Raw genomic sequence first — 25312 nt, 5'->3', positions numbered from 1 at the left:
TACAGGTTCAAGAGCGGACGATGCGCCTCGGCTGCGCCGAGAAACGTCGCCCGCCCCGCGCTCAGGCGCGGCGGTCGTCCCAGATACCCGGTTCGAGCTTCTGCTGGACTTCAGGGAACTGGCTGGCGTCGAAGGTCGGCAGCTTGCCGGCCTTGCGCTGGGCGTTGTAGTCCTTGGCCAGCTTGATCGCGAGATTGGACAGCAGCAGGATGGCGATCAGGTTGGTGATCGCCATCAGGCCCATCGACACGTCGGCGAGGTTCCAGACGAACGGCAGCGAAGCCAGCGCGCCGAACATCACCATCGCCAGCACGATCAGGCGGAAGATCAACAGGCCCGCCAGGTGGTTGTGCTCGAGGAATACCAGGCAGTTCTCGGCATAGAAGTAGTTGGCGACGATCGAGGTGAAGGCGAAGAACAGGATGATCACCGCCAGGAAGTAGCGGCCCCAGTCGCCGACCTGGCTGGTCAGGGCATTCTGCACCAGCATGATGCCCTCGCCTTCCTGCGGTCCGGCCAGCAGGATGATGGCGGCGGAAGCGGTGCAGATCAGCAGGGTATCGATGAACACGCCGGCCATCTGCACGTAGCCCTGGGACGCCGGGTGCGGCGGATAGGGCGTGGCCGAGGCGGCGGCGTTGGGCGCCGAGCCCATGCCTGCTTCGTTGGAGAACAGGCCGCGCTTGAAGCCGTTGAGGATTGCCGCGCCGATGCCGCCGGCGGCGGCCTCGTGCCAGCCGAAGGCACTCTTCACCACCATCGCCAGGACGCCCGGCAGTTCGCTGAGGTTGAACAGGATGATGCCCACCGCCAGCAGCAGGTAGGCCACCGCCATGAAGGGTACCGCCAGTTCGGAGAAGCGCGCGATGGAGCGCAGGCCGCCGAAGATGATCAACGCGGTGAGGATCACCACGGCGATGCCGCTGATCCAGGTCGGCACGCCGAAGGCGCCCTGCATGGCACCGGTGATGGTATTGGCCTGTACCGAGTTGAAGACGAAACCGAAGGCGATGATCAGGAAGATCGAGAACAGGATGCCCATCCAGCGCGCGCCCAGGCCCTTCTCCATGTAGTAGGCCGGGCCACCACGGAACTGGCCCTTGTCGTCGCGAATCTTGAACAACTGGGCCAGGGTCGCCTCGACGAAGCCGGTCGCCATCCCCACCAGGGCGATCGCCCACATCCAGAACACTGCGCCGGGACCGCCGAGCGTGATCGCTACCGCCACGCCGGCGACGTTGCCGGTACCGACCCGCGCCGCCAGAGAGGTGCAGAGCGCCTGGAACGAGGAGATTCCCGAGTCGTCCGACTGGCGGCTGCCCTTGAGCACGCTGAAGGTATGGCCGAAGTGGCGGAACTGGATCAATCCCAGGCGCACAGTGAAGTACAGGCCGCAACCGACCAGCAGCCAGATGAGGATCTTGCCCCAGATAAGGCCGTTGAGCAGGTCGACGACCTGAGTGGCGAATTCTTGCATGGATAACTCCCCTGTTCCGCTTATGGCGGATTGTTGTCAGCCGACCTCCCGGGTAGAAGGCCGCGTGTTTCGGACACACACGGAATGACGTGCGAGCCGAAGGAAATTTCGCTGTGAATGGTACCTGGCAGGAAGGGGCAGGACTTTCCGCTATTGACGCCGCTCACCGCTTGTCACCAGGCGACGGATACGGTCAGTCACGCGACATCCGCTCAATTATTGAACAGGGACATCCAGCAATTCGCGAACCGGAGCAAACGAGCGTCGATGGATCGGCGTCGGGCCGAGACGGGAAAGCGCCTCGAGATGGACCGCGGTCGGATAGCCCTTGTGCCCGGCCATGCCATAGCCCGGATAGACCCGGTCCAGCTCGACCATTTCCCGGTCGCGACTGACCTTGGCCAGGATCGACGCCGCGGCGATCGCCGGTACCTGGCTGTCGCCCTTGACCACCGGCGCGCTGGGCACCGCCAGTTTCGGACAGCGATTGCCGTCGATCAGGGCCAGCCGCGGAGTCACGCTGAGGCCTTCGACCGCGCGCTGCATGGCGAGCATGGTGGCATGCAGAATGTTCAGCCGGTCGATCTCCTCGACCTCGGCGCGGGCGATGCACCAGGCCAGGGCCTTCTCGCGGATCTCTTCGAACAGCGCCTCGCGACGAGCTTCGCTGAGCTTCTTCGAGTCGTTCAGGCCGAGGATCGGGCGGCTCGGGTCGAGAATCACCGCGGCGGTGACCACCGGACCGCACAACGGACCGCGACCGACCTCGTCGACGCCCGCGACCAGATCCTCCACCAGATTGAAATCCAGGCCCAGTTGCATCAGCGGCGCTCCACCAGTTGCAGGACGGCTTCCGCCGCCTGTGCCGAAGCATCCTGGCGCAAGGCCCGATGGATGGCATCGAAGAATTCCACCTGCTGCGAGCCGTCGTCCAGCAGCGGCGAGAGGGTTGCGGCCAGCGCTTGCGGGGTGGCGGCGTCCTGGATCAGTTCCGGCACCAACAGGCGCCCGGCCAGCAGGTTCGGCAGGGAGATGTAAGGGCTTTTCACCAGGCGCTTGAGAATCCGGTACGTCAGCCCGGCGACCCGATAAGCCACCACCATGGGCCGCTTGTAGAGCAGCGCCTCGAGGGTCGCGGTACCGGAGGCGATCAGCACCGCATCGCAGGCGGCCAACGCTTCATGGGAAGCGCCGTCGAGCAGCGTCAGCGGCAGAGGCTCGCGGCCCTGGAGCATCTGCTCGATCTGTTCGCGCCGTGCAGCGCTGGCGCAGGGCAGCACGAAACGCAGGCCCGGCCGTTCGACGAGCAGGCGCTGGGCGGTGTCGAGGAACAACGCGCCGAGCTTGCCGACCTCGCCGCCGCGACTGCCCGGCATCAGCGCCACCACCTGTCCGTCCGCCGGCAATCCGAGCCGCGCGCGGGCCGCAGCGCGATCCGCCTGCAGGGGAATGGTGTTGGCCAGGGGGTGGCCGACGAAACGCACGGGCACCCCATGCTCTTCGTAGAAACGTGCTTCGAAGGGGAACAATGCCAGCATCAGGTCGCAGGCTTCGCGAATCTTCAGCACCCGCTTCTGCCGCCAGGCCCACACCGAAGGGCTGACGTAATGCACGGTGCGCAGGCCAGCCTGGCGCAGCTTGTGTTCGACGCCGAGGGTGAAGTCGGGAGCGTCGATGCCGATCATCACATCCGGCCGGGCCTCGATGAGCGTGCGGATCAGGCGCTTGCGCCGTCGCAACAACTCCGGCAGCCTGCCCAGCACTTCGACCAGGCCCATCACCGACAGGCGCTCCATGGGGAAATAGCTGGACAGCCCTTCGGCCTCCATGCGCGGCCCACCGACGCCGATGAACTCGATATCCGGGTGCCGCGCCCGCAGCGCCTGCATCAGTCCGGACCCGAGGATGTCGCCGGAGGCCTCGCCGGCGACCAGGGCTACGCGCAATCCGTCAGCCATGGCTCAGCGGGTGATGCCGCGGGTTGCGCTCTGGATGGAATCACGGAACACCGCGACCTCGGGGAACTGGGCAGCGCTTTCGGCCAGCTCGGCCAGGGCTTCCTCGACGGTATGTCCCTGGCGATAGACCACCTTGTAGGCACGCCGCAGGGCATGGATGGCCTCGCTGCTGAAGCCGCGCCGACGCATGCCTTCGAAGTTCATGCTGCGGGCTTCGGCCGGGTTGCCGAAGACCGTCACGTAGGCCGGGACGTCCTTGCCGATGGCGCTGCCCATGCCGGAAAAGCTGTGCGCGCCGATCCGGCAGTACTGGTGCACCAGGGTGTAGCCGGACAGGATCGCCCAGTCGTCCACGTGGACATGCCCGGCCAGCGCCGTGTTGTTCACCAGGATGCAATGGTTGCCGATCACGCTGTCATGGCCGATGTGCGCATAGGCCATGATCAGGTTGTGGTCGCCAATGGTGGTTTCCGCGCGATCCTGGACGGTTCCGCGATGGATGGTCACGCCTTCGCGGATCACGTTGTGGTCACCGATCACCAGGCGCGTCGGCTCGCCCTTGTATTTCAGGTCGGGAGTGTCCTCGCCGACGCTGGAAAACTGGTAGATGCGGTTGTGCTTGCCGATCTTCGTGGGGCCCTTGAGCACCACGTGCGGACCGATCACCGTCCCTTCACCGATCTCCACTTCCGCCCCGACGATGGACCACGGGCCCACCTGGACGTCAGCCGCCAGCCTGGCGCTCGGATCGATGATGGCGCGAGGATCGATCAAACTCATAGTTTGCGTTCCGCACAGATGATTTCAGCCGAGCATACCGGCTTGTCGTCGACGGTAGCGTGGCAGTCGAATTTCCAGATGCTGCGCTTCACGCTGATGAACTTGGCGTGCAGTTGCAACTGGTCGCCCGGCAGGACCGGCTGGCGGAAGCGCAGCTTGTCCGAACCGACGAAGTAGTAAAGGGTGCCGTCGGCGGGCTTCACGTCGAGCATCTTGAAACCGAGGATACCGGCCGCCTGGGCCATCGCCTCGATGATCAGCACGCCCGGCATGATCGGGTGCTCGGGGAAATGTCCGTTGAAGAACGGCTCATTGATACTGACATTCTTGTAGGCGCGAATGCGCTTGCCCTCGATGTCCAGCTCTACCACCCGATCCACCAGCAGGAAAGGATAGCGATGAGGCAGGTATTCGCGAATCTCGTTGATGTCCATCATGTTAGGGGGAGCCTGTTCAGAAAAGGGTGACGCAAAAAACGTCAATTACGCATCAGATGAAGCGTCACCGCTTGAGGTCACGGCAGCCAGGCGTTTTTCCAGCTGCTGAAGTCGACGCGCCATGTCGTCCAGTTGACGAATGCGCGCGGCGCTTTTTTTCCATTCGGCCGCCGGTTGCATGGCGGTACCGGAGGAATACGATCCCGGCTCGGTGATCGAGCGGGTCACCATGGTCATGCCGGTCACGAAAACGTTGTCGCAGATCTCGATATGGCCGACCAGGCCAACGCCGCCGGCGAGCATGCAATGCCTGCCGATCTTGGCGCTGCCGGAAATGCCGACGCAAGCGGCCATGGCGGTATGATCGCCGATCTGCACGTTGTGCGCGATCATGATCTGGTTGTCCAGCTTCACACCGTTGCCGATCAGCGTATCGGACAGTGCTCCACGGTCGATGGTGGTGTTCGCGCCGATCTCGACGTCGTCACCGATGGTCACCCCGCCGATCTGGGCGATCTTCTGCCAGACGCCCTTCTCGTTGGCGAAACCGAAACCTTCGCCGCCGATCACCGCGCCCGACTGGATACTCACCCGCGCGCCGATGGTGACGTCGTGGTAGAGCGTGACCCGCGGCGCCAGCCAGCCGCCTTCGCCGATCACGCTACGGGCGCCGATTACGCAGTGCGCGCCGATGCTGACGCCAGCGCCGATGCGGGCGCCACTCTCGATCACCGCATAGGCGCCGACACTGGCGCTCGGATCGACCTCGGCGTCCGCCGCGACGATGGCGGTGGGATGGATACCGGCGGCCGCCTTCGGCTTGCGATCGAACAGGTGCGATAGGCTGGCATAGGCCAGGTAGGGGTTGGCCACCACCAGCGCGGTACCGGCGAACCCGTCGGCGTCGGCAGCCGTCAGCAGGACGGCGCCGGCACGGCTTTCGGGCAGGTACTTGCGATACTGCGGGTTGGCCAGGAAGCTCAGCTGAGCCGGTCCGGCCTCCTGCAAGGTCGCCAGGCCCTGGATCGGCAGGTCCGCGTCGCCACGGAGTTCCGCGCCGACATGCGCGGCCAGCTGGCCCAGGGTGTAGGACAAGGTGCTCATCATCAACGCAGCTGGTTCATCCGCTCGATCACCTGGCGGGTGATGTCGTATTGCGGCTTGACGTCGACCACGGCGCCACGCTCGATGACCATGTCGTAGCCGCCTTTCTTGATGGTTTCCTCGACGGCCTGGTCCAGCTTCGGCTTGAGCTTCTTCAACATGTCGCGGTCGGCGGCGGCCTTCGACTCGTTCAGTTCCTTGGACTGGAACTGGAAGTCACGGGCCTTCTGCTTGAAGTCCAGCTCGGCCTTCTCGCGGTCGCCCTGGGACATCTTGCTGCCGTTGGAAACCAGCTTGTCCTGCAGCGCCTTGGCGTCGCGTTCGAGGTTCTTCAGCTTGTTCAGCTGGGGGCCGAACTTCTTCTCGGCATCCACGGCGTATTGCTTGGCGGCATCGGACTCGAGCAGCGCCATCTGGTAGTTGAGCACCGCGATCTTCATTTCAGCGAACGCCGAAGGAGCCGCCATGATGGCTGCGGTGATCAGGACGAACTGGGTGAACTTACGCACGATGCACTCCTGCACAAAGCATGGTTTCGTTACTCGGTACTACGTACAAATCAGAAGGTCTGGCCCAGGGAGAACTGGAAGACCTGGGTTTCCGCGTTGTCCGGCTTCTTGATCGGCGTCGCCAGGCTGAAGCTCAGCGGGCCCAGCGCGGTGATCCAGGTCAGGCCGACGCCCACGGAACTGGCGAGGTTGTCGGTCTTGATGCCGTCGCAGTTCTGAGTGGTCTTGGTCGGGCAATCGGTATCGAAGGTGCTACCCACGTCCCAGAACAGCACGGTACGCAACTGGCGCTGGTCCTTGACGAACGGTAGCGGGAACAGCAGCTCGGCGCCGCCGGTGATCAGGATGTTACCACCGAAGGCTTCGGGATCCTGGTCTGGATCCCTGACGGTTCCAGGTCGACCACCTTCCGCCTCTCCACGGCTCGGAGTACTACGAGGCCCCAGCGTGCTGTCCTTGAAGCCCCGCACCGAGTTGAAGCCGCCGGCGTAGTAGTTCTCGTAGAACGGCAGGCGCTCGGTGGATCCGTAGCCGTCGCCATAGCCCAACTCGGTGTGGAAGCGCATGGTGTAGTTGTCGGTCAGCGGGGCGAAGACCTGCCCGCGGTAGTCGATCTTGTAGAACGACAGGTCGCTGCCCGGCAGGGTGGTTTCCAGGGTCAGGCTCTGCGAGTGACCACGGGTGGCCAGCACGCCCTTGTTCAGGGTCGATTCGGACCAGCCGATGGAAGCCTTGAAGTTGGTGAAGTTGTCGCCTTCCTTGTCGAGGAAGTCGTAGATCTCGTCCACGGTGTAGCGGCCGGTGTCGATCTGGTCGCGCTGCACGCTCAGGCCATAGGTCAGGCGCGAGGTCTCGCTGATCGGGTAGCCGATGCTCATGCCGGCGCCCAGGCTGTTCACCGAGTAGCTGGCGACGTCGACGTCGAGCTCGTCGTAGTCGGTCTTCCGATAGAAGGCGTTGTAGCCGAGGCTGACGCCGTCGACGGTCCAGTAGGGGTCGACGAAGCCGAAGTTGTAGCGGGTCTGGTATTCGCTGCGGGTCAGGCCGATGCTGACCTTGTTGCCGGTACCCAGGAAGTTGTTCTGGCTGATCGAGCCACCGAGGATCAGGCCGGCGCTCTGGGCGAAGCCGACGCTGGCGGTGATCGAGCCGGACGGTTGCTCTTCGACGCTGTAGTTGACGTCGACCTGGTCGTCGGTGCCGGGAACCGCCGGGGTCTCGACGTTGACTTCCTTGAAGTAGCCGAGGCGCTCCAGACGGGCCTTGGACTGGTCGATCAGGTAGGTGGAGGCCCAGCCGCCTTCCATCTGGCGCATTTCGCGGCGCAGCACTTCGTCTTCGGTCTTGGTGTTGCCGCGGAAGTTGATGCGGTTGACGTAGGCACGCTTGCCCGGGTCAACGACGAAGGTCACCGAGACGGTCTTGTCGTCGTCATGGGCTTCCGGCACGCCGTTGACGTTGGCGAAGGTGTAGCCCTCGTTGCCCAGGCGACGGGTGATCAGGTCGGAGGTGGTGGTCATCACCTTGCGCGAGAACACCTGGCCCTTCTGTACCAGCAGCAGGCGCTTCACTTCCTCTTCCGGCACCTTCAGGTCGCCGGTCAGCTTCACGTCGCGGATGGTGTACTTCTCACCCTCGTTGATGTTGACGGTGATGTAGACGTGCTTCTTGTCCGGGGTGATGGATACCTGGGTGGAGGCGATATCCATGTTGATGTAGCCGCGGTCCAGGTAATAGGAGCGCAGGCGCTCGAGGTCGCCGGAGAGCTTTTCGCGGGCGTACTTGTCGTCGTTCTTGAAGAACGACAGCCAGTTGGTGGTCTTCAGTTCGAACAGGTCGGTCAGGTCTTCTTCGGAGAAGACGGTGTTGCCCACCACGTTGATGTGGGAAATCGCGGCGACCGTGCCTTCGTTGATGTTGATCTTCAGCGCGACGCGGTTGCGCGGCTGCGGGATCACTTCCGCGTTGATCTCGGCCGAGTAGCGGCCCTGGGCCACGTACTGGCGTTGCAGCTCGTTGCGCACGCCTTCGAGGGTGGCGCGCTGGAAGATCTCGCCCTCGGCCAGGCCGGACTGTTTCAGGCCCTTGAGCAGGTCTTCCTTGGAAATCGCCTTGTTGCCCTCGATCTCGATGCTGGAGATCGACGGGCGCTCGACTACAGTGACTACCAGCACGTTGCCATCGCGGCCGAGCTGGATGTCCTGGAAGAAACCGGTCTTGAACAGGGAGCGGGTGGCCTGGACCAGGGCCTGGTCGTCGATGGTCTCGCCGACGTTCAGCGGCAGGGCGGCGAACACGCTACCGGCGGACACGCGCTGCAGGCCATTGACCCGGATATCGGAAACAGTGAAGGACTCGGCGTGAACCTCGGCGATCATCAGCGCTGACAGCAGCGCGGGTAGCAGAAAGCGTTTCATGGAGTCCTTTTTTTCCAACTGACAAATAGAGAATCTGCCGCAAAGGGCGGCAGATTCGAATTCAACATGACTACAGACGACTCAGATCGTTGACCAGAGCGAGCAACATCACGCCAACGACCAGACTGATGCCGATCTGCATCCCCCAAGCCTGTACCCGTTCGGATAATGGGCGCCCGCGCACCCACTCAACCAGATAGAACAGCAGATGCCCGCCATCGAGGACAGGGATCGGCAGCAGGTTGAGAACCCCCAAGCTAATGCTCAGATAGGCCAGGAAATTGAGAAAATCCCCCACGCCAGACTGGGCTGAAGCGCCCGCCACTTTAGCAATGGTTATCGGCCCGCTCAAGTTTTTTACCGAGAGCTCGCCGAGCAACATTTTCTTTATGGAGTCGAGCGTTAGCAGGCTCATGGTCCAGGTTCGGGAAAGCGCCTGACCCACCGCCTCCAGCGGTCCGTAGCTCACTTCGCGGAGCATTTCCGCCGGCCATTCGGTACCGGCGACCCCCGCCCCCATGTAGCCGCTCCGGGCCTTGCCCTCGCCGCGCACCGCCAGCTCCAGGGCAACATTTCGCACTTCGCCGTCGCGCAGCACCTTGAGCTGGACGCGCTGCCCGGGACGGGCACGGACGCTATCCACCACCTGCTGCCAGTCGTCGACGGCGATGCCATCGATGCTCTGCAAACGGTCGCCGAGCTTCAGCCCGGCGGCCTGCGCCGGCCCCTTGGGGTCGAGTTCGGCCAGCACCGGCGGCAAGGCCGGCCGCCAGGGCCGGATGCCCAGCGAGGCGATGGGATCGGGATTGTCCTCGCCCTTCAGCCAGCCATCCAGACGCACCTGGTGGGTGGAATCGACATTCGAGCCCTTTTCCTGCACCCGCACTTCCAGCGTACCGCTCTCGCCGAGACGGCGAACCAGCTGCAGGTTGACCCCGCTCCAGCCGGTGACGGGCTCGCCGTCCACCGCCAGCAGTTCCTGCCCGGCCTCCAGGCCGGCCTGGGCGGCCAGGCTCTCCGGCGCCACGGAACCGATGACCGGGCGCACCTGCTGACTACCGAGCAGGGCGACGACCCAGAAGAACAGAATCGCCAGTAGGAAATTGGCGATGGGACCAGCCGCGACGATGGCGATCCGCTGACGGACCGTCTTGCGATTGAAGGACTGTTCGAGCAGATGGGCCGGTACTTCCGCCTCGCGCTCGTCGAGCATCTTGACGTAGCCGCCCAGCGGAATGGCCGCCACCACGAACTCGGTGCCGTGCCGGTCGTGCCAGCGCACCAGCGGCGTGCCGAAGCCGACGGAGAAGCGCAGGACCTTCACCCCGCAGCGTCGCGCGACCCAGAAGTGGCCGAATTCGTGGAACGTCACCAGCACGCCCAGGGCCACCAGGGTACCGACGATCATGTAAAGCGCACTCATCTCCTACCTCCAGGCCGTCCGAAGACTAGCCGGCGTGTCGGGTCAACCATTGCCCGGCGACCGAACGGGCGCGGCGATCGGCGGCCAGGACCTGATCGAGCGATTCGACTGCGGTCACCGCCTCGCGGTTCAGCACGTCCTCGATGATAACCGCGATGTCGCTGAAGCGGATGCGCCGCTCGAGAAATGCGGCCACGGCCACCTCGTTCGCGGCATTCAGCATGGCCGGGGCGCTGCCGCCGGTTTCCGCGGCCTGGCTCGCCAGGCGCAGGCAGGGGAAGCGCTGCTCGTCGGGGCGCTGGAAATCCAGGCGACCGACGGCGAACATATCCAGCGGCGAAACGCCGGAATCGATTCGCTCCGGCCAGGCCATGGCATAGGAAATCGGCGTGCGCATGTCCGGATTGCCGAGCTGGGCGATCACCGAGCCGTCGACGTAGTCCACCATCGAGTGGATCACGCTCTGCGGGTGGATCACCACCTCGACCTGGCTCGGCTGGGCGTCGAACAGCCAGCACGCCTCGATCAGTTCGAGCCCCTTGTTCATCATGCTGGCGGAATCGACGGAAATCTTCCGCCCCATCGACCAGTTCGGGTGCGCACAAGCCTGCTCCGGCGTCACCGAAGCGAGTTGCTCCAGCGGCGTCTCGCGGAACGGGCCGCCGGAGGCGGTCAAGAGGATCCGGCGCACGCCGACCCGCTCCAGGCCATCGGCATAATTGCGCGGCAGCGACTGGAAGATCGCGTTGTGCTCGCTGTCGATCGGCAGGAGCACCGCGCCGCTGCGCTTGACCGCCTGCATGAACAGCGCGCCGGACATCACCAGCGCTTCCTTGTTGGCCAGCAGTACGCGCTTGCCGGCCTCGACGGCCGCCAGGGTCGACGGCAGCCCGGCGGCGCCGACGATGGCCGCCATTACCATGTCCACTTCGGGCGCGCTGGCCACTTCGCACAACGCCTGCTCGCCGAACAGCACCCGGGTGCGGATACCCGCCGCGGCGAGCGAGCCCTGCAAGGCGATCGCCGCGGCCTGCTCCGGCACCACCGCATAGACGGGGCGGTGCCTGAGGCACAGCGCCTCGAGTTCGGCCAGGCGGCTGAAGCCGGTCAGGGCGAAGGCTTCGTAACGATCGGGATGACGCTGGACGACGTCCAGGGTGCTCAGGCCGATCGAGCCGGTCGCGCCGAGCACGCTGATCCGCTGCGGTCGACTCATGGCGCACCCCAGCCGGCGGCCCAGAGCAGGGCCGCGAATACCGGGATGGCTGCCGTCAGGCTGTCGATGCGATCCAGCACGCCACCGTGGCCGGGCAGCAGGTTGCTGCTGTCCTTGATTCCGGACTGGCGCTTGAACATGCTTTCGGTGAGGTCGCCAACGATCGAGACAAACACCACCAGCGCCGCGCCGAGCAGGGCCAGGAGCAGCGCGCCGAGGGACCAGCCGCGGTAGAGGCCGACCGCCAGGGTGATCGCCAGGCTGGCCGCCAGGCCGCCGTAAACGCCTTCCCAGCTCTTGCCGGGGCTGACCCGCGGCGCCAGCTTGCGCTTGCCGAAGGCCTTGCCGGAGAAGTAGGCGCCGATATCCGCGCCCCAGACCAGCACCATCACGGCGATGATCAGGCCATTGGCCAGCGGCCACTGCTTGAGCAGGACCAGCCCCTGCCAGGCCGGCAACAGGATCAGCAGGCCCATGCCCAGGCGGCGCCAGCGTCCGCCCCAGTAGCCGACGCTTTCCGGGTAGGTGAGCACCAGCACAGTGGCCAGCATCCACCAGACCAACGCCAGCAGCAGCACGGCTCCGGCAAGCTGCGGCAGATGGTAGAGAGCGACCATCAGTACGGCGACCGTCGCCGCGTAGGCAACGCGGCCGAACTGCTGTTCATAGCCGGCCAGGCGTGCCCATTCCCAGGCCCCCAGGCTCACCACCGCGCCGATGAACAGGGCGAAGAACGCCCCTTCGAGAAGGAAAAAACCACCCAGCGCGATGGGCAGGAGCACCAGCGCCGTGATGATCCGTTGTTTCAGCATGACGGACGGGCCTCGGCCTCGACTTGCTCACTGGTCTTGCCGAAGCGGCGCTGGCGCTTGGAGAAATCCGCCAGGGCAGCCCGCATCGCCGCGTGCTTGAAGTCGGGCCAGAACAGGTCGGAGAAATACAGCTCGGCGTAGGCCAGCTGCCAGAGAAGGAAATTGCTGATGCGATGCTCGCCGCCGGTGCGGATGCACAGGTCGGGCAGCGGCTGGTCGCCGGTCACCAGGCAACCCTGGAGCAGCTCGGCGGAGATATCGTCCGCCGCCAGGTGCCCGCCCTGGACCTCGCGCGCCAGGCGCTGTGCGGCCTGGACGATGTCCCACTGGCCGCCGTAGTTGGCGGCGACCTGGAGGAGGAAACGGGTATTGCTGGCAGTGGCGGCTTCCGCTTCGCGCATGGCCGCCTGCAACTCCGGATGGAAACGCGTGCGATCGCCGATGATGCGCAGGCGGATGCCGTTCTCGTCGAGCTTGCGCACCTCGCGGCGCAGGGCCACGAGAAACAGTTCCATCAGCGCGCTGACTTCGTCCGCCGGACGCTGCCAGTTCTCGCTGGAGAACGCGAACAGGGTGAGGACCTCGACCCCTGCCTCGGCGCAGACCTCGATCACCGCCCTGACGGCATCGACACCGGCCTTGTGGCCGGCGACGCCGGGCAGAAGACGCTTCTTCGCCCAGCGATTGTTACCGTCCATGATAATGGCCACGTGGCGTGGCACGCACACATCCTTCCGGGTCTTTTCCATGACGTCAGCCCGGCCTCAGACAGCCATGAGGTCCGCTTCTTTGGCTTCCAGTGCCTTCTCGATCTCACCGATGAACTTGTCGGTCAGCTTCTGCACGTCGTCGCCGGCGCGGCGCTCTTCGTCCTCGCTGATTTCCTTTTCCTTCTGCAGGTCCTTCAACTGGGCCAGCGCATCGCGACGGATGTTGCGCACGGAAACCCGCGCCTGCTCGGCCTCGGCACGCGCCTGCTTGGTGTAGCCCTTGCGGGTCTCCTCGGTCAGGGCCGGCATCGGTACGCGGATGGTGGTGCCGGCGGTGGCCGGGTTGAGCCCCAGGTCGGAGGTCATGATGGCCTTCTCGACCGCCTGGATCATGCTCTTGTCGAACACGGCCAGGGCCAGGGTGCGGGAGTCTTCCACGGTGACGTTGGCGACCTGGCGCAGCGGCGTATCGGCACCGTAATAGGAAACCATCACGCTATCCAGGATGCTCGGATGCGCGCGACCGGTGCGAATCTTCGCGAAGGCATGGCCCAGCGCTTCCAGGGTCTTGCCCATGCGCTCCTGCGCTTCCTTCTTGATCTCGTTGATCATTCTCAACCCTCCTCGATCAGGGTGCCTTCGGCACCACCAACAACAATATTCAGCAATGCGCCCGGCTTGTTCATGTTGAACACCCGCAGCGGCATGTTCTGGTCACGGCACAGGCAGATGGCGGTCAGGTCCATCACGCCGAGCTTGCGGTCGAGCACTTCATCATAGGTCAGGCGCTCGAACTTCTCGGCATTCGGGTCCTTGAACGGGTCGGCAGTGTACACGCCATCGACCTTGGTAGCCTTAAGGACCACGTCGGCGTCGATCTCGATGGCGCGCAGGCAAGCCGCCGAGTCGGTGGTGAAGAACGGGTTGCCGGTACCGGCGGAGAAGATCACCACCTCGCCACCGCCGAGGTGGCGCATGGCCTTGCGGCGGTCGTAGTGGTCGGTCACGCCGACCATGGAGATCGCCGACATCACCAGCGCGGGGATGTTCGAGCGCTCCAGCGCATCGCGCATCGCCAGGCCGTTCATCACGGTGGCCAGCATCCCCATGTGGTCGCCGGTCACCCGGTCCATGCCGGCCGCGGACAGCGCCGCGCCGCGGAACAGGTTGCCGCCGCCGATGACCAGGCCGACCTGCACGCCGATCCCGACCAACTGGCCGATTTCCAGCGCCATGCGGTCCAGCACCTTGGGATCGATGCCGAACTCCTCCGAGCCCATCAGGGCTTCGCCGCTCAACTTTAGAAGAATGCGTTTATAGCGAGGTTGACGAGCGCTCAGTTGCTGAGCCATGACCTTTTCTCCTGCGGCGATAAAAATACGTGACGGCCGGGCCGTCGTGGGCGGAGACGACTTTGCGCCTGCGTTGCGTGCGAGCCCGCCGAGCGGGCCGGCAACGCGGAAGCTGCCCCGAACGCTTCCCCATTTGACGAAGAGGCCGCACGCATCAGCGGGCAGCCTCTTCCGGGGCGACAGTCGAAACCGTCTTTGTTACTGCTTGGTGGCGGCTACTTGAGCGGCAACTTCGGCAGCGAAGTCCACTTCGGCCTTCTCGATGCCTTCGCCCACTTCGTAACGAACGAAGGAAACGATTTCGGCGCCAGCCTGCTTGGCCAGGTCGCCGACCTTCACTTCCGGGTTCTTCACGAAAGGCTGCTCGACCAGGCTCGCTTCGGCGAGGAACTTGCTGATGCGGCCCTTGACCATGTTCTCGACGATGTTCTCCGGCTTGCCGGCGATCTTGTCGGCGTTCAGCGCCAGGAAGATTTCCTTCTCTTTCGCGATCGCTTCTTCGGAAACTTCCGAAGCGCTCAGGAACTGCGGGTTGCTGGCGGCGACATGCATGGCGATGTCCTTGGCCAGTTCCGGGTTGCCGCCTTTCAGGTTGACCACGACACCGATGCGGTGGCCGTGCAGGTAGGCGCCGACCACGTCGCCCTCGACGCGGGTCAGGCGGCGGATGTTGACGTTCTCGCCGGTCTTGGCGACCAGGGCCAGACGAGCCTCCTCACGCGCTTCGACCAGCGGAGCGGCGTCGGTCAGCTTCTCGTTGAAGGCCTTTTCCAGGCTCTCGGCGACGAAGCCCTTGAAGTCGTCCTGGAGGGCCAGGAAGTCGGTCTGGGAGTTGACTTCGATGATCACGGCGGCCTTGTTGTCGGCAGCGATCTTGACGGCGATCGAGCCTTCGGCGGCAATGTTGCCGGCCTTCTTGGCAGCCTTGATCGCACCGGCAGCGCGCATGTCGTCGATGGCCTTCTCGATGTCGCCGCCAGCGGCGGTCAGCGCCTTCTTGCACTCCATCATGCCCAAGCCGGTACGCTCGCGCAGTTCTTTAACCATGGCTGCAGTAATTTCTGCCATTTCGAAATCCTCTTGAGTGGTAGCTCTCAAAAAACCTTTGTGCCCGGCCTGCCGGGCAGAAACTCAAAGGTGGCAAAAAGGGGGCCTAGCCCCCTTCCTGCGCACCGTCGGACGTCTGAACGTCCCGGAATCAGCCTTCGGCGGATTCGGCCGGCGCTTCCTCGACGAACTCGTCGGCGCTGGTGGCAGCGCCCTGCTTGCCGCGGATTACCGCTTCGGCCATCGAGTTCAGGTAGAGTTGCACGGCGCGGATGGCATCATCGTTACCGGGAATTACATAGTCGACGCCTTCCGGGCTGCTGTTGGTATCGACAACGCCGATGACCGGGATGCCCAGCTTGTTGGCTTCGGTGATGGCGATGCGCTCGTGGTCGACGTCGATCACGAACAGAGCGTCCGGCAGGCCGCCCATGTCCTTGATGCCGCCCAGGCTGCGCTCGAGCTTCTCGAGGTCACGACTGCGCATCAGGGCTTCTTTCTTGGTCAGCTTGTCGAAGGTGCCGTCCTGGGACTGGGTTTCCAGGTCGCGCAGGCGCTTGATCGACTGACGGATGGTCTTGTAGTTGGTGAGCATGCCGCCCAGCCAGCGATGGTCGACGTACGGCATGCCGCAACGAGCGGCTTCCTCGCGAACGATCTTGCCGGCGGAACGCTTGGTGCCGACGAACAGGATCTTGTTCTTGCCAGCGGCCAGGCGCTCAACGAAGGTCAGGGCCTCGTTGAACATCGGCAGGGTCTTTTCGAGGTTGATGATATGGATCTTGTTGCGCGCGCCGAAAATGAACTTGCCCATTTTCGGGTTCCAGTAACGGGTCTGGTGGCCGAAGTGCACACCGGCCTTCAGCATATCGCGCATGTTGACTTGGGACATGATAGTTCCTCGATAAGTCGGGTTAGGCCTCCACGCATCCCAATGACCAACCCTTGCGGGCACCCAGGCCATCGTGTCGATGCATGTGTGGGTTTGTGCTCCGGAAAAGGCCGCAGCCTCGGAGCGGGGCGCTTTATACCATAACCGTGGACGCAGTGAAACCCGCCGCGGATGGCCGGGCGGGAGTAGATCGGTCGGTCAGGTCTGCTAGAATCGCGTATTCCTTATTATTCATGCGTGCTTGCACGCCCGAAGAGAATTCGCATGACCGTCACCATCAAGACGCCCGACGATATCGAGAAGATGCGCATCGCCGGCCGCCTGGCCGCCGAAGTGCTGGAAATGATCGGCGAACACATCAAGCCCGGCGTGACCACCGAGGAGCTGGATCGCATCTGCCACGACTATATCGTCAACGAGCAGAAGGCGATTCCCGCCCCGCTGAACTACAAGGGCTTTCCCAAGTCGATCTGCACCTCGATCAACCATGTGGTCTGCCATGGCATCCCCAACGAGAAGCCGCTGAAGGAAGGCGACATCCTCAACGTCGACATCACCGTCATCAAGGACGGCTACCACGGCGACACCAGCAAGATGTTCCTGGTCGGCAAGACCCCGGAATGGGCCGACCGCCTCTGCCAGATCACCCAGGAATGCATGTACAAGGGCATTTCCGTGGTGCGTCCGGGCGCGCACCTGGGCGATATCGGCGAAATCATCCAGAAGCACGCGGAAAAGAACGGCTTCTCGGTGGTCCGCGAATACTGCGGCCATGGCATCGGCAAGGTGTTCCACGAGGAGCCGCAGGTCCTCCACTACGGTCGTGCGGGTACCGGCATCGAGCTGAAGGAAGGCATGATCTTCACCATCGAGCCGATGATCAACCAGGGCCGCCCGGAGACCCGCCTGCTCGGCGACGGCTGGACCGCGATCACCAAGGACCGCAAGCTGTCCGCGCAATGGGAGCACACCGTGCTGGTCACCGCCGATGGCTACGAGATCCTCACCCTGCGCAACGACGAAACCTTCCCGCGCACCTCGGCCGCCTGATCCGGCCCGGCTTTTGCTGCCAGCCGTGCGCCTCGACGCCCCGCCCCATTCGGGCGGGGCCGACGCCCCGATTCGGCGCAGCGCGCGCACCAATACAGCGCAAAAACGCACCAAGACGGGGCACTCGCGTATCGAACCCAACCGCTAGCAGATAAAGGAAGGCCGCATGCCGCAGGTGGATCCCGAATTGTTCGATCGCGGGCAGTTCCAGGCGGAACTGGCCTTGAAGTCCAGCCCGATCGCCGCCTTCAAGAAGGCCATCCGGCAATTCCGCGAAGTGCTCGACAACCGTTTCAACAGCGGCCGCGACATCCGCCGCCTGATCGAAGATCGCGCCTGGTGCGTCGACCAGATCCTGCAACAGGCCTGGCAGCGCTTCGACTGGGGAGACGACGCCGACATCGCCCTGGTCGCCGTGGGCGGCTACGGCCGCGGCGAACTCCACCCCTACTCCGACGTCGACCTGCTGATCCTCCTCGACAGCGAGGACCAGGAGAGCTTCCGCGAACCGATCGAAGGCTTCCTCACCCTGCTCTGGGACATCGGCCTGGAAGTCGGCCAGAGCGTGCGCTCGGTGCAGCAGTGCGCGGAGGAAGCACGCGCCGACCTGACGGTGATCACCACCCTCATGGAGTGCCGCACCATCTGCGGCCCTGACAGCCTGCGCCAGCGCATGCTGCAGGTTACCGGCAGCGCGCACATGTGGCCGAGCAAGGAGTTCTTCCTGGCCAAACGCCACGAACAGCAGCGCCGCCACGCCAAGTACAACGACACCGAGTACAACCTCGAGCCCAACGTCAAGGGCTCCCCCGGCGGCCTGCGCGACATCCAGACCATCCTCTGGATGGCCCGCCGCCAGTTCGGCAGCCTCAACCTGCACGCCCTGGTGCGCGAAGGCTTCCTGGTGGAAAGCGAGTGCAGCATGCTGGCTTCCAGCCAGGAGTTCCTCTGGCGGGTCCGCTATGCCCTGCACATGCTCGCCGGGCGCGCCGAGGATCGCCTGCTGTTCGATCACCAGCGCAGCATCGCCCGTCTGTTCGGCTACGAAGACAACGACGTCAAGCTGGCGGTCGAACGCTTCATGCAGAAGTACTACCGGGTGGTGATGGCGATCTCCGAGCTGAACGACCTGATCATCCAGCACTTCGAGGAAGTCATCCTGCCCTGCGAGCAGCCGGTGCAGATCCAACCGCTGAACAGTCGCTTCCAGTTGCGCGACGGCTACATCGAGGTGACGCACCCGAACGTCTTCAAGCGCACCCCGTTCGCCCTCCTGGAAATCTTCGTGCTGATGGCACAGCACCCGGAAATCAAGGGCGTGCGCGCCGACACCATTCGCCTGCTGCGCGACAGCCGACACCTGATCGACGACGAGTTCCGCCACGACATCCGCAACACCAGCCTGTTCATCGAGCTGTTCAAGAGCAGCCAGGGTATCCACCGCAACCTGCGGCGGATGAACCGCTACGGCATCCTCGGCCGCTACCTGCCGGAGTTCGGCCATATCATCGGGCAGATGCAGCACGACCTGTTCCATATCTATACGGTGGACGCCCACACCCTCAACCTGATCAAGCACCTGCGCAAGCTGAATCGGCCGGAGATGGCCGAGAAATATCCGCTGGCGAGCAAGATCATCGATCGTCTGCCCAAGCCGGAACTGATCTACATCGCCGGTCTCTACCATGACATCGCCAAGGGCCGTGGCGGCGACCACTCGGAACTCGGTGCGGTGGACGCCGAGGCCTTCTGCCAGAGCCACCAGTTGCCGCTCTGGGACACCCAACTGGTGTCCTGGCTGGTGCAGAACCACCTGGTGATGTCGACCACCGCGCAACGCAAGGACCTCTCCGACCCGCAGGTGATCTTCGATTTCGCCCAACTGGTCGGCGACCAGACCCACCTCGACTACCTGTACGTGCTCACCGTGGCCGACATCAACGCCACCAACCCGACGCTCTGGAACTCCTGGCGCGCCAGCCTGCTCCGGCAGCTCTACACCGAGACCAAGCGCGCCCTGCGCCGCGGCCTGGAGAACCCGGTGGACCGCGAGGAGCAGATCCGCCAGACGCAGACCGCGGCCCTCGACCAACTGGTACGCAACGGCATCGACCAGGACGATGCCGAGCAGTTATGGAGCCAGCTCGGCGACGACTACTTCCTGCGCCACACCGCCGGCGACGTGGCCTGGCACACCGAGGCGATCCTCCAGCACCCGGACGACGGCACGCCGCTGGTGCTGATAAAGGAAACCACCCAGCGCGAGTTCGAGAGCGGTTCGCAGATCTTCATCTACGCCGCCGACCAGCACGATTTCTTCGCGGTCACCGTGGCCGCCATGGACCAACTCAACCTGAGCATCCAGGACGCGCGGATCATCACCTCCACCAGCCAGTTCACCCTCGATACCTATATCGTGCTCGACGCCGACGGCGACTCCATCGGCAACAACCCGGAGCGCATCGCCGAGATCCGCGAGGGGCTTATCGACGCGCTGAAGAACCCCGACGACTACCCGACCATCATCCAGCGCCGGGTGCCGCGCCAGCTCAAGCACTTCGCCTTCGCCCCGCAGGTGACCATCTCCACCGACGCGCTGCGCCAGGTCTCGGTGCTCGAAGTCATCGCCCCCGACCGCCCCGGCCTGCTGGCGCGGATCGGCGGCATCTTCCTGGATTTCGACCTGTCGGTGCAGAACGCCAAGATCGCCACCCTCGGCGAGCGCGTGGAGGACGTCTTCTACATCACCGATGCGCGCAACCAGCCGCTCGCCGACCCCGACCTGTGCAAACGCCTGCAGGCCGCCCTGGTCGAGCAGCTGTCACAAGACAACGGACGGGACACCCTGCCTACCCGGATAAACTTCTGAGAAGCCTTGCCAACGCCATGAATACCGCACTCGACAACCTCCAGCCCTACCCCTTCGAGAAGCTCCGCGCCCTGCTCGGCGGCGCCCGGCCGCCCGCGACGCTGAAGCCGATCGCACTGTCCATCGGCGAGCCCAAGCACCGCTCGCCGAGCTTCGTCGCCGAAACCCTGGCGGAGAACCTGGACCAGCTCGCGGTCTACCCGACCACCCTCGGCCTGCCGGCCCTGCGCGAAGCCATCGCGCGCTGGTGCGAGCAGCGCTTCTCGGTACCGGCCGGCTGGCTGGATGCGGCGCGCCACGTACTGCCGGTGAACGGTACCCGCGAGGCGCTGTTCGCCTTCACCCAGACCGTGGTCCGCCGCAGCGAGCCCGGCGAGGCGCCCGGCCTGGTGGTCAGCCCGAACCCGTTCTACCAGATCTACGAAGGCGCGGCGCTGCTCGCCGGAGCCGTGCCGCACTACCTGCCCTGCCGCGAGGAAAACGGCTTCAACCCCGATTTCGACGCGGTCGACGAGGCGACCTGGCAGCGCTGCCAGATTCTCTTCCTCTGCTCGCCGGGCAACCCCACCGGGGCCCTGGTACCACTGGAGACCCTGAAGAAGCTGATCGCCCTGGCCGACCGCTACGACTTCATGATCGCCGCCGACGAGTGCTACAGCGAACTCTACTTCGACGAAAACGCCCCGCCGCCCGGCCTGCTCAACGCTTGCGCCGAGCTGGGCCGCACGGACTTCAGCCGCTGCGTGGTGTTCCACAGCCTGTCCAAGCGCTCCAACCTGCCCGGCCTGCGCTCGGGCTTCGTCGCCGGCGACGCGGAGATCCTGAAGAAATTCCTCCTCTACCGCACCTACCACGGCTGCGCCATGCCGGTGCAGACCCAGTTGGCGAGCATCGCCGCCTGGAACGACGAGGTCCATGTGCGCGCCAACCGCAGCCTCTACCGCGAGAAATTCGACGCCGTGCTGGCGATCCTCGATGGCGTGCTCGACGTACAGCGCCCGGACGGCAGTTTCTACCTGTGGGCACGCACCCCGGTGGACGACACCGTATTCACCCGCGAACTGTTCGAGCAGCAGCACGTGACGGTGGTGCCGGGTTCCTACCTGTCGCGCGAGGTGGACGGCGAAAACCCCGGCGCCAACCGCGTGCGCATGGCCCTGGTGGCACCGCTGGCCGAGTGCGTCGAAGCCGCCGAGCGCATCCGCGACTACCTGCGGGCGCGCTGAAGCCTGCGCGGAGAAACGAAAAGGGATCGCCGCGGCTATCCCTTTTTCGTTCACACCCAGCGGGCGAAGCGATTGGTCAGCCAGCTTTCCTGCTGGTCCAGCTCGCGCAGGATATCGCCCAGGGTCTCGTCGTCGATCTCGTTGTTACGCCGCTGCCGGTACAGTTCCAGGCGCTGCGCGCGCAACGCCTTCAGGCGCAAGGCCTTGTCGGCGATCTCCAGGGCCTGGGCCTGGTCGCGGGCCTCATCGGTGGTCGGTGCGGTATCCAGCGACTGGCGGTATTCGGCCATGATCTGCGCACGCGCCTCGGCGACCCGCGAAGTATTCGCCGCATCGTTGCCTTCCACCTGCGGCAGTTCCTCGCTCTCCAGGGCCCGGATCGCCGCCTCCGCGGTCTTGCGCCAGGCCTCGCGCCGCTCGCGCTCGTGGGCGCCATTGTTGCTCGCCGGCAGTCCGCGCAGCAGCAGCGGCAGGCCGATGGTCGCGCCGATCAGGGAAATCAGGATCACGCTGGTGGCGATGAAGATGATCAGGTCGCGCTGCGGGAAGGCGCTGCCATCCATCAGGCTCATCGGTACCGACAGCACCGCCGCCAGGGTCACCGCACCACGCACGCCGCTCAATGCACTGAGGGCGGAGAGACGGCGCAGGGAGATGCCGCTCAGCCCGGGCGGGCTCTTGCCGCGCCAGCGATCGATGCGCAGCGACAGCTTCCAGTAGCCATAGACCCAGCCGTAGCGGATCAGCATCAGCACGGCGGTGATCGCCGCCACGTAGGCCAGCAGCAGCGAGGAACGCCAGAGCAGGTCGCCGTGGTGGTTGGCCACCGACTTCATGATGTCCGGCAACTGCAGGCCGAGCAGCAGGAACACCACGCCGTTGAAGGCGAACTCCAGCATCGACCAGACGCTGCGGTTGAGCAGGCGCGTGGAAGTCTGCCGCGGCAGCAGGTCGACCCAGCTCTGCATCATGCCGGCCGCCACCGCCGAGAGAATCCCGGAGACGCCCAGGTGTTCCGCCACCATATAGGAGGCGAACGGCAGCAACAGCATCAGTACCACGTGGGTCGCCGGGTCGTCCCAGCCACGGGAGATCATCCAGGCGCGGATGCGGCCCAGCGACCAGCTGAGGAACACCCCGATGGCCAGGCCGCCGACCGCGACCAGGAGGAAGTTGAGGCTGGCGTCCACCAGCGAGAACACGCCGGTCATCGCCGCGGCGATGGCGAACTTGAATGCCACCAGGCCAGAGGCATCGTTCATCAGCGCCTCGCCCTCCAGCAGGTGCATCAGGCGCTTGGGCAGCCGCCCCTGGGTGATCGCCGAGACCGCCAGGGCGTCCGTGGGCGACAGCACGGCGGCGAGGGCGAAGGAAGCCGCCAGGGGAATTTCCGGGATCAGCAGATGGATGAAATAGCCGGCGCCGACCACGGTGAAGAACACCAGGCCGAACGCCATCATCAGGATCGGCCAGCGCATCCGCCAGACTTCCCGCTTGGGAATGCGCCAGCCATCGACGAACAGCAGCGGCGGAATGAACAGGAAGAGGAACAGCTCCGGGTCGAGGGCAATGTGCAGCCCGAGGGACGGCAAGGCCAGCAGGGCCCCGGCGGCGATCTGGATCAGCGGTAGCGGCAAGGGCAGCAACTGGGCGGCCAGGCGGGTGGCGCCGACGACCAGCAGCAGGGTCAGAACGGTGTACACGGTTTGCATGAGGGCGGGGATCTCCGGCTTCGTCCCTGGACGATGCGACTGCGCCGATTGCACCATCGCGATCGGTAGGCAGCTATCCGACATTCGCACAATCCGTACGGTCTTTCCTAGCCCCGCCGCTCTACCCCGCGCGTCCGCCCCCTCCGCGGCGACGACCGGGGCGCCCGGCCAAGGTTCCCGCACTAGTACATCCGAGCTATTTCATAGCGGTGCGAGACGCTCCTACACTCCCCTTCAGTCCAGGCCCGCCGTAGCGTCGGCCAGGACGACGCCCCGAAGGAGTACGGGGTGCAGCGCCCACTCAGACAAAGGAATGCCGCCATGACAAGCAAGGGACTTACTTCCGCACTGCTGCTCGCCTCGATGTTCGCCGCCACCTCCGGCTGCCTCCAGCAGAACGCACTGACCCAGGGCTACCGCACCACCCAGCCCGGGCAACCCGGCCAGGCCCAGGTAGCCTCCGCCAACACCCCTTGCACCCCCAGCGCCACCAATGACCTGATCGCTACCGGTCGCAGCCTGCTGGACATCACCACCAACCTGATCAAGACCCGCAACCAGATGAGCGACGGCGGCAGCATCATGCGCGACGTCGACGACGTGCAGAAGGTCGGCAAGGGCCATGCCGTGCTGGACAGCGTCGAGAGCATGACCGGCGGTCCGCAGCAGCCCTGCGGCTAAGCGCACCACGACGATTCATCCCGGACAGCGAGCCCCCGCACGCTGTTCTCCCCCTGAGCCTCGCCTACCCGGCGGGGCTTTTTTTGTCCTGCGCCAAACAGCCGCCGCCCCGCATCAAGGAACTCGCCCATCACCCGGCCATGCAGACCAGGCCGCTTCGAGTCCCGTTCGTCACCTGTGCAAGGCGTCTGGAACGCGGCTATTGTCCGACGATCGAAGTGATGGCAATGTAGAATTACACCTTTGGATGTAGTCGTTTCGGGTAGGTCGCGAGATGGAACGAGCTTTTTCCCCTACCGCGGAATCGCGGAGCAGCGGCCCATGAGGCGCGCCGAGATGCTGTTGCTGAAGAGCCTGGCGGAAACACTGATGGCCGACCGGGACAACCGCCACGACGACTTGCAGGCGACCATGCGGCTGGCGCACCTGAGTTCGCCGGAGATGATCCTGTACATGGTCAACCGGGTGCTCGAGCTCGAAGAGAGCATCGAGCGGATCGCCGCGGTTCTCCAGAAACTCTCTGCGGACGAGCCGATGCCCCTAGAGGAAACGCCGCCCGAACCAGCCTTCGAACCGGCCCTGCAGTCCCGCGCCACCGAGAGCGCGGAAACCTAGCGGCGGGCAGGCCGCTACACCAGCACCTGGCGAGTGCTGGCGATCAGCGCATGCACCTGTCGCTCCACCTGCTCCGCCACCGGCACTTCGGGCCCCTGTCCCTCCGGGCAGGGCAGGTTCGGCGTGGTGCCGAACAGCCGGCAGATCAGCGGACGTTCCTCATAGGCCTCGCAGCCGTTCGGTCCGAGATGGACGCAGTTCCACTCGGCCAGGGCGGCGTCGTGTTCGGCCTCGCTCTTCAGCGGCAGGCGGGCCATCTCTTCCGACGAGGCGGTAACCGGCCCGCAGCAATCGTGGCAGCCGGGTTTGCAGGCGAAGCCCGGTATCTGCAGGCGTAATTGGTCTATCTGGCGACCGATGCAACTCATGGGAAATCTCCTCGGCGGGGGAAGGATTGTACAGCGCGGACCGGAGCATTCCGAAAGTACCGGTAAGGATGCTCTCCAGCGAGCCGAATCGACCTGTTCAACCTGCGCTCTCTCCGTTCCCGGCCAGGGAAACAGCCCGGCTCCCTGTCCGCCCGCCCGTCCACGGCTATCTGCCGTCACGCCGCTCCCGAGCGCGGTAGCCCCGAGACCGCACAGGGGCGGAACGACGTGGCATAATCCGGCGATCACCTTTCGGCGACCTATCGGCAGGGCCCGGGAAGACCCGGGCCTCGGGAGAAGCAATGACCTACGTTCTCTACGGCATCAAAGCCTGCGACACCATGAAGAAGGCTCGGACCTGGCTCGACGAGCACAAGGTCGCCTACGACTTCCACGACTACAAGGCCGTCGGCATCGACCGCGAACACCTGCAGCGCTGGTGCGCGGAGCACGACTGGCAGACCGTCCTCAACCGCGCCGGCACTACCTTCCGCAAGCTCGACGAAGCGCAGAAGGCCGATCTCGACGAAGCCAAGGCGATCGAGCTGATGCTGGCCCAGCCGTCGATGATCAAGCGCCCGGTGCTGGAACTGGGCAGCAGGACGCTGGTCGGCTTCAAGCCCGACGCCTACGCCGCCGCGCTGGCCTGAACGGGAG

Annotated in this window: 24 protein-coding genes; 6 read left to right on the top strand and 18 right to left on the bottom strand. The window is 64.8% G+C overall.

Annotation, left to right across the window (positions count from 1 at the left end):
- Positions 1–61: 61 nt before the first annotated feature.
- The 16 genes from HMPREF2924_RS30235 to rpsB all read right to left on the bottom strand — a co-directional run bounded on the left by HMPREF2924_RS30235 (position 62) and on the right by rpsB (position 16134).
- Positions 62–1477 carry an alanine/glycine:cation symporter family protein gene (locus HMPREF2924_RS30235; RefSeq protein ID WP_003092370.1) on the bottom strand — a complete coding sequence of 472 codons (1416 nt, stop codon included), beginning with the start codon at positions 1475–1477 and terminating at the stop codon, positions 62–64.
- Positions 1478–1693: 216 nt separating this feature from the next.
- Positions 1694–2299 carry a ribonuclease HII gene (gene rnhB, locus HMPREF2924_RS30230; protein ID WP_003092371.1) on the bottom strand — a complete coding sequence of 202 codons (606 nt, stop codon included), beginning with the start codon at positions 2297–2299 and terminating at the stop codon, positions 1694–1696.
- A complete protein-coding gene (lpxB, locus tag HMPREF2924_RS30225; protein WP_003109334.1) occupies positions 2299–3435 on the bottom strand; it encodes a lipid-A-disaccharide synthase in 1137 nt (378 codons plus the stop codon). Before lpxB ends, rnhB begins: the two co-directional genes overlap by 1 nt.
- Positions 3436–3438: 3 nt before the next feature.
- Positions 3439–4215 (bottom strand): acyl-ACP--UDP-N-acetylglucosamine O-acyltransferase, encoded by a 777-nt coding sequence (gene lpxA, locus HMPREF2924_RS30220; RefSeq protein ID WP_003092373.1) that lies wholly within the window; start codon positions 4213–4215, stop codon positions 3439–3441.
- The gene (fabZ, locus tag HMPREF2924_RS30215) at positions 4212–4652 is read right to left on the bottom strand and encodes a 3-hydroxyacyl-ACP dehydratase FabZ (RefSeq protein WP_003092375.1); all 441 of its coding nucleotides are present in this window, start codon (positions 4650–4652) and stop codon (positions 4212–4214) included. Before fabZ ends, lpxA begins: the two co-directional genes overlap by 4 nt.
- 45 nt (positions 4653–4697) lie before the next feature.
- Entirely contained in the window at positions 4698–5759 is a 1062-nt protein-coding gene (gene lpxD / locus HMPREF2924_RS30210) for a UDP-3-O-(3-hydroxymyristoyl)glucosamine N-acyltransferase (RefSeq protein WP_003117487.1), read from the bottom strand.
- On the bottom strand, positions 5759–6265 hold the full coding sequence (locus HMPREF2924_RS30205; RefSeq protein WP_003098586.1) for an OmpH/Skp family outer membrane protein: 507 nt from the start codon (positions 6263–6265) through the stop codon (positions 5759–5761). The genes lpxD and HMPREF2924_RS30205 overlap by 1 nt, the downstream gene beginning before the upstream one ends.
- A 50-nt stretch (positions 6266–6315) precedes the next feature.
- A complete protein-coding gene (bamA, locus tag HMPREF2924_RS30200; RefSeq protein WP_003129941.1) occupies positions 6316–8682 on the bottom strand; it encodes an outer membrane protein assembly factor BamA in 2367 nt (788 codons plus the stop codon).
- A 70-nt stretch (positions 8683–8752) separates the two neighbouring features.
- A complete protein-coding gene (rseP, locus tag HMPREF2924_RS30195) occupies positions 8753–10105 on the bottom strand; it encodes a sigma E protease regulator RseP (protein WP_003129940.1) in 1353 nt (450 codons plus the stop codon).
- A 25-nt stretch (positions 10106–10130) separates the two neighbouring features.
- Positions 10131–11321 carry a 1-deoxy-D-xylulose-5-phosphate reductoisomerase gene (gene ispC / locus HMPREF2924_RS30190; protein ID WP_003109337.1) on the bottom strand — a complete coding sequence of 397 codons (1191 nt, stop codon included), beginning with the start codon at positions 11319–11321 and terminating at the stop codon, positions 10131–10133.
- Positions 11318–12133 (bottom strand): phosphatidate cytidylyltransferase, encoded by an 816-nt coding sequence (gene cdsA, locus HMPREF2924_RS30185; RefSeq protein ID WP_003129939.1) that lies wholly within the window; start codon positions 12131–12133, stop codon positions 11318–11320. Before cdsA ends, ispC begins: the two co-directional genes overlap by 4 nt.
- Positions 12127–12882, bottom strand: coding sequence for a polyprenyl diphosphate synthase (gene uppS / locus HMPREF2924_RS30180; RefSeq protein ID WP_003129937.1), 756 nt, complete (start codon positions 12880–12882; stop codon positions 12127–12129). Before uppS ends, cdsA begins: the two co-directional genes overlap by 7 nt.
- A 15-nt stretch (positions 12883–12897) precedes the next feature.
- Entirely contained in the window at positions 12898–13455 is a 558-nt protein-coding gene (frr, locus tag HMPREF2924_RS30175) for a ribosome recycling factor (RefSeq protein ID WP_003092390.1), read from the bottom strand.
- Positions 13456–13457: 2 nt separating this feature from the next.
- Positions 13458–14195: a UMP kinase gene (gene pyrH, locus HMPREF2924_RS30170; protein ID WP_003092391.1), complete on the bottom strand. Its 738-nt coding sequence runs from the start codon at positions 14193–14195 to the stop codon at positions 13458–13460.
- Between the two features lie 198 nt (positions 14196–14393).
- Positions 14394–15263, bottom strand: a complete 870-nt coding sequence (gene tsf, locus HMPREF2924_RS30165; RefSeq protein ID WP_003092393.1) for a translation elongation factor Ts — start codon at positions 15261–15263, stop codon at positions 14394–14396.
- A gap of 130 nt (positions 15264–15393) precedes the next feature.
- Positions 15394–16134, bottom strand: coding sequence for a 30S ribosomal protein S2 (gene rpsB, locus HMPREF2924_RS30160; protein ID WP_003092394.1), 741 nt, complete (start codon positions 16132–16134; stop codon positions 15394–15396).
- 264 nt (positions 16135–16398) lie between these two features.
- On the opposite strand from rpsB, the gene map reads away from it, so the two are divergent.
- The 3 genes from map (at position 16399) to dapC (ending at position 21279) form a co-directional block, all read left to right on the top strand.
- On the top strand, positions 16399–17184 hold the full coding sequence (map, locus tag HMPREF2924_RS30155) for a type I methionyl aminopeptidase (protein WP_003092395.1): 786 nt from the start codon (positions 16399–16401) through the stop codon (positions 17182–17184).
- Between the two features lie 166 nt (positions 17185–17350).
- A complete protein-coding gene (locus HMPREF2924_RS30150; protein WP_003113862.1) occupies positions 17351–20053 on the top strand; it encodes a [protein-PII] uridylyltransferase in 2703 nt (900 codons plus the stop codon).
- Between the two features lie 17 nt (positions 20054–20070).
- Positions 20071–21279, top strand: a complete 1209-nt coding sequence (dapC, locus tag HMPREF2924_RS30145; protein ID WP_023094559.1) for a succinyldiaminopimelate transaminase — start codon at positions 20071–20073, stop codon at positions 21277–21279.
- Positions 21280–21329: 50 nt separating this feature from the next.
- On the opposite strand, the gene HMPREF2924_RS30140 is transcribed toward dapC, so the two are convergent.
- Positions 21330–23075: a Na+/H+ antiporter gene (locus HMPREF2924_RS30140; RefSeq protein ID WP_003109341.1), complete on the bottom strand. Its 1746-nt coding sequence runs from the start codon at positions 23073–23075 to the stop codon at positions 21330–21332.
- A 237-nt stretch (positions 23076–23312) separates the two neighbouring features.
- Here HMPREF2924_RS30140 and HMPREF2924_RS30135 point away from each other — a divergent pair, with 237 nt between their 5' ends.
- Positions 23313–23672: a hypothetical protein gene (locus HMPREF2924_RS30135; protein ID WP_003092416.1), complete on the top strand. Its 360-nt coding sequence runs from the start codon at positions 23313–23315 to the stop codon at positions 23670–23672.
- Positions 23673–23993: 321 nt separating this feature from the next.
- The gene (locus HMPREF2924_RS30130; RefSeq protein ID WP_003109342.1) at positions 23994–24287 is read left to right on the top strand and encodes a hypothetical protein; all 294 of its coding nucleotides are present in this window, start codon (positions 23994–23996) and stop codon (positions 24285–24287) included.
- A 14-nt stretch (positions 24288–24301) separates the two neighbouring features.
- On the opposite strand, the gene HMPREF2924_RS30125 is transcribed toward HMPREF2924_RS30130, so the two are convergent.
- Positions 24302–24655, bottom strand: coding sequence for a YkgJ family cysteine cluster protein (locus HMPREF2924_RS30125; RefSeq protein WP_003129930.1), 354 nt, complete (start codon positions 24653–24655; stop codon positions 24302–24304).
- 302 nt (positions 24656–24957) lie between these two features.
- Between HMPREF2924_RS30125 and HMPREF2924_RS30120 the strand changes: the two genes are divergently transcribed.
- Positions 24958–25305: an ArsC family reductase gene (locus HMPREF2924_RS30120; RefSeq protein WP_003129929.1), complete on the top strand. Its 348-nt coding sequence runs from the start codon at positions 24958–24960 to the stop codon at positions 25303–25305.
- Positions 25306–25312 lie beyond the last annotated feature (7 nt).

This window comes from Pseudomonas sp. HMSC063H08 (assembly GCF_001813645.1).
Taxonomy (GTDB): domain Bacteria; phylum Pseudomonadota; class Gammaproteobacteria; order Pseudomonadales; family Pseudomonadaceae; genus Pseudomonas; species Pseudomonas aeruginosa.
The sequence above is the reverse complement of the archived record's forward strand: the minus strand, read 5'-3'. Positions and strand labels throughout refer to the sequence as shown.

Bases quoted from the DNA above. Each gene is read 5' to 3' on its own strand.
- HMPREF2924_RS30120 (WP_003129929.1), top strand. From the start codon at position 24,958: ATGACCTACGTTCTCTACGGCATCAAAGCCTGCGACACCATGAAGAAG.
- tsf (WP_003092393.1), bottom strand. From the start codon at position 15,263: ATGGCAGAAATTACTGCAGCCATGGTTAAAGAACTGCGCGAGCGTACC.
- rseP (WP_003129940.1), bottom strand. From the start codon at position 10,105: ATGAGTGCGCTTTACATGATCGTCGGTACCCTGGTGGCCCTGGGCGTG.
- frr (WP_003092390.1), bottom strand. From the start codon at position 13,455: ATGATCAACGAGATCAAGAAGGAAGCGCAGGAGCGCATGGGCAAGACC.
- HMPREF2924_RS30235 (WP_003092370.1), bottom strand. From the start codon at position 1,477: ATGCAAGAATTCGCCACTCAGGTCGTCGACCTGCTCAACGGCCTTATC.
- map (WP_003092395.1), top strand. From the start codon at position 16,399: ATGACCGTCACCATCAAGACGCCCGACGATATCGAGAAGATGCGCATC.
- HMPREF2924_RS30125 (WP_003129930.1), bottom strand. From the start codon at position 24,655: ATGAGTTGCATCGGTCGCCAGATAGACCAATTACGCCTGCAGATACCG.
- lpxD (WP_003117487.1), bottom strand. From the start codon at position 5,759: ATGATGAGCACCTTGTCCTACACCCTGGGCCAGCTGGCCGCGCATGTC.
- rpsB (WP_003092394.1), bottom strand. From the start codon at position 16,134: ATGTCCCAAGTCAACATGCGCGATATGCTGAAGGCCGGTGTGCACTTC.
- HMPREF2924_RS30150 (WP_003113862.1), top strand. From the start codon at position 17,351: ATGCCGCAGGTGGATCCCGAATTGTTCGATCGCGGGCAGTTCCAGGCG.
- lpxA (WP_003092373.1), bottom strand. From the start codon at position 4,215: ATGAGTTTGATCGATCCTCGCGCCATCATCGATCCGAGCGCCAGGCTG.
- rnhB (WP_003092371.1), bottom strand. From the start codon at position 2,299: ATGCAACTGGGCCTGGATTTCAATCTGGTGGAGGATCTGGTCGCGGGC.
- dapC (WP_023094559.1), top strand. From the start codon at position 20,071: ATGAATACCGCACTCGACAACCTCCAGCCCTACCCCTTCGAGAAGCTC.
- lpxB (WP_003109334.1), bottom strand. From the start codon at position 3,435: ATGGCTGACGGATTGCGCGTAGCCCTGGTCGCCGGCGAGGCCTCCGGC.
- bamA (WP_003129941.1), bottom strand. From the start codon at position 8,682: ATGAAACGCTTTCTGCTACCCGCGCTGCTGTCAGCGCTGATGATCGCC.
- HMPREF2924_RS30140 (WP_003109341.1), bottom strand. From the start codon at position 23,075: ATGTCGGATAGCTGCCTACCGATCGCGATGGTGCAATCGGCGCAGTCG.
- fabZ (WP_003092375.1), bottom strand. From the start codon at position 4,652: ATGATGGACATCAACGAGATTCGCGAATACCTGCCTCATCGCTATCCT.
- HMPREF2924_RS30135 (WP_003092416.1), top strand. From the start codon at position 23,313: ATGACAAGCAAGGGACTTACTTCCGCACTGCTGCTCGCCTCGATGTTC.
- cdsA (WP_003129939.1), bottom strand. From the start codon at position 12,133: ATGCTGAAACAACGGATCATCACGGCGCTGGTGCTCCTGCCCATCGCG.
- pyrH (WP_003092391.1), bottom strand. From the start codon at position 14,195: ATGGCTCAGCAACTGAGCGCTCGTCAACCTCGCTATAAACGCATTCTT.
- HMPREF2924_RS30130 (WP_003109342.1), top strand. From the start codon at position 23,994: ATGAGGCGCGCCGAGATGCTGTTGCTGAAGAGCCTGGCGGAAACACTG.
- ispC (WP_003109337.1), bottom strand. From the start codon at position 11,321: ATGAGTCGACCGCAGCGGATCAGCGTGCTCGGCGCGACCGGCTCGATC.
- uppS (WP_003129937.1), bottom strand. From the start codon at position 12,882: ATGGAAAAGACCCGGAAGGATGTGTGCGTGCCACGCCACGTGGCCATT.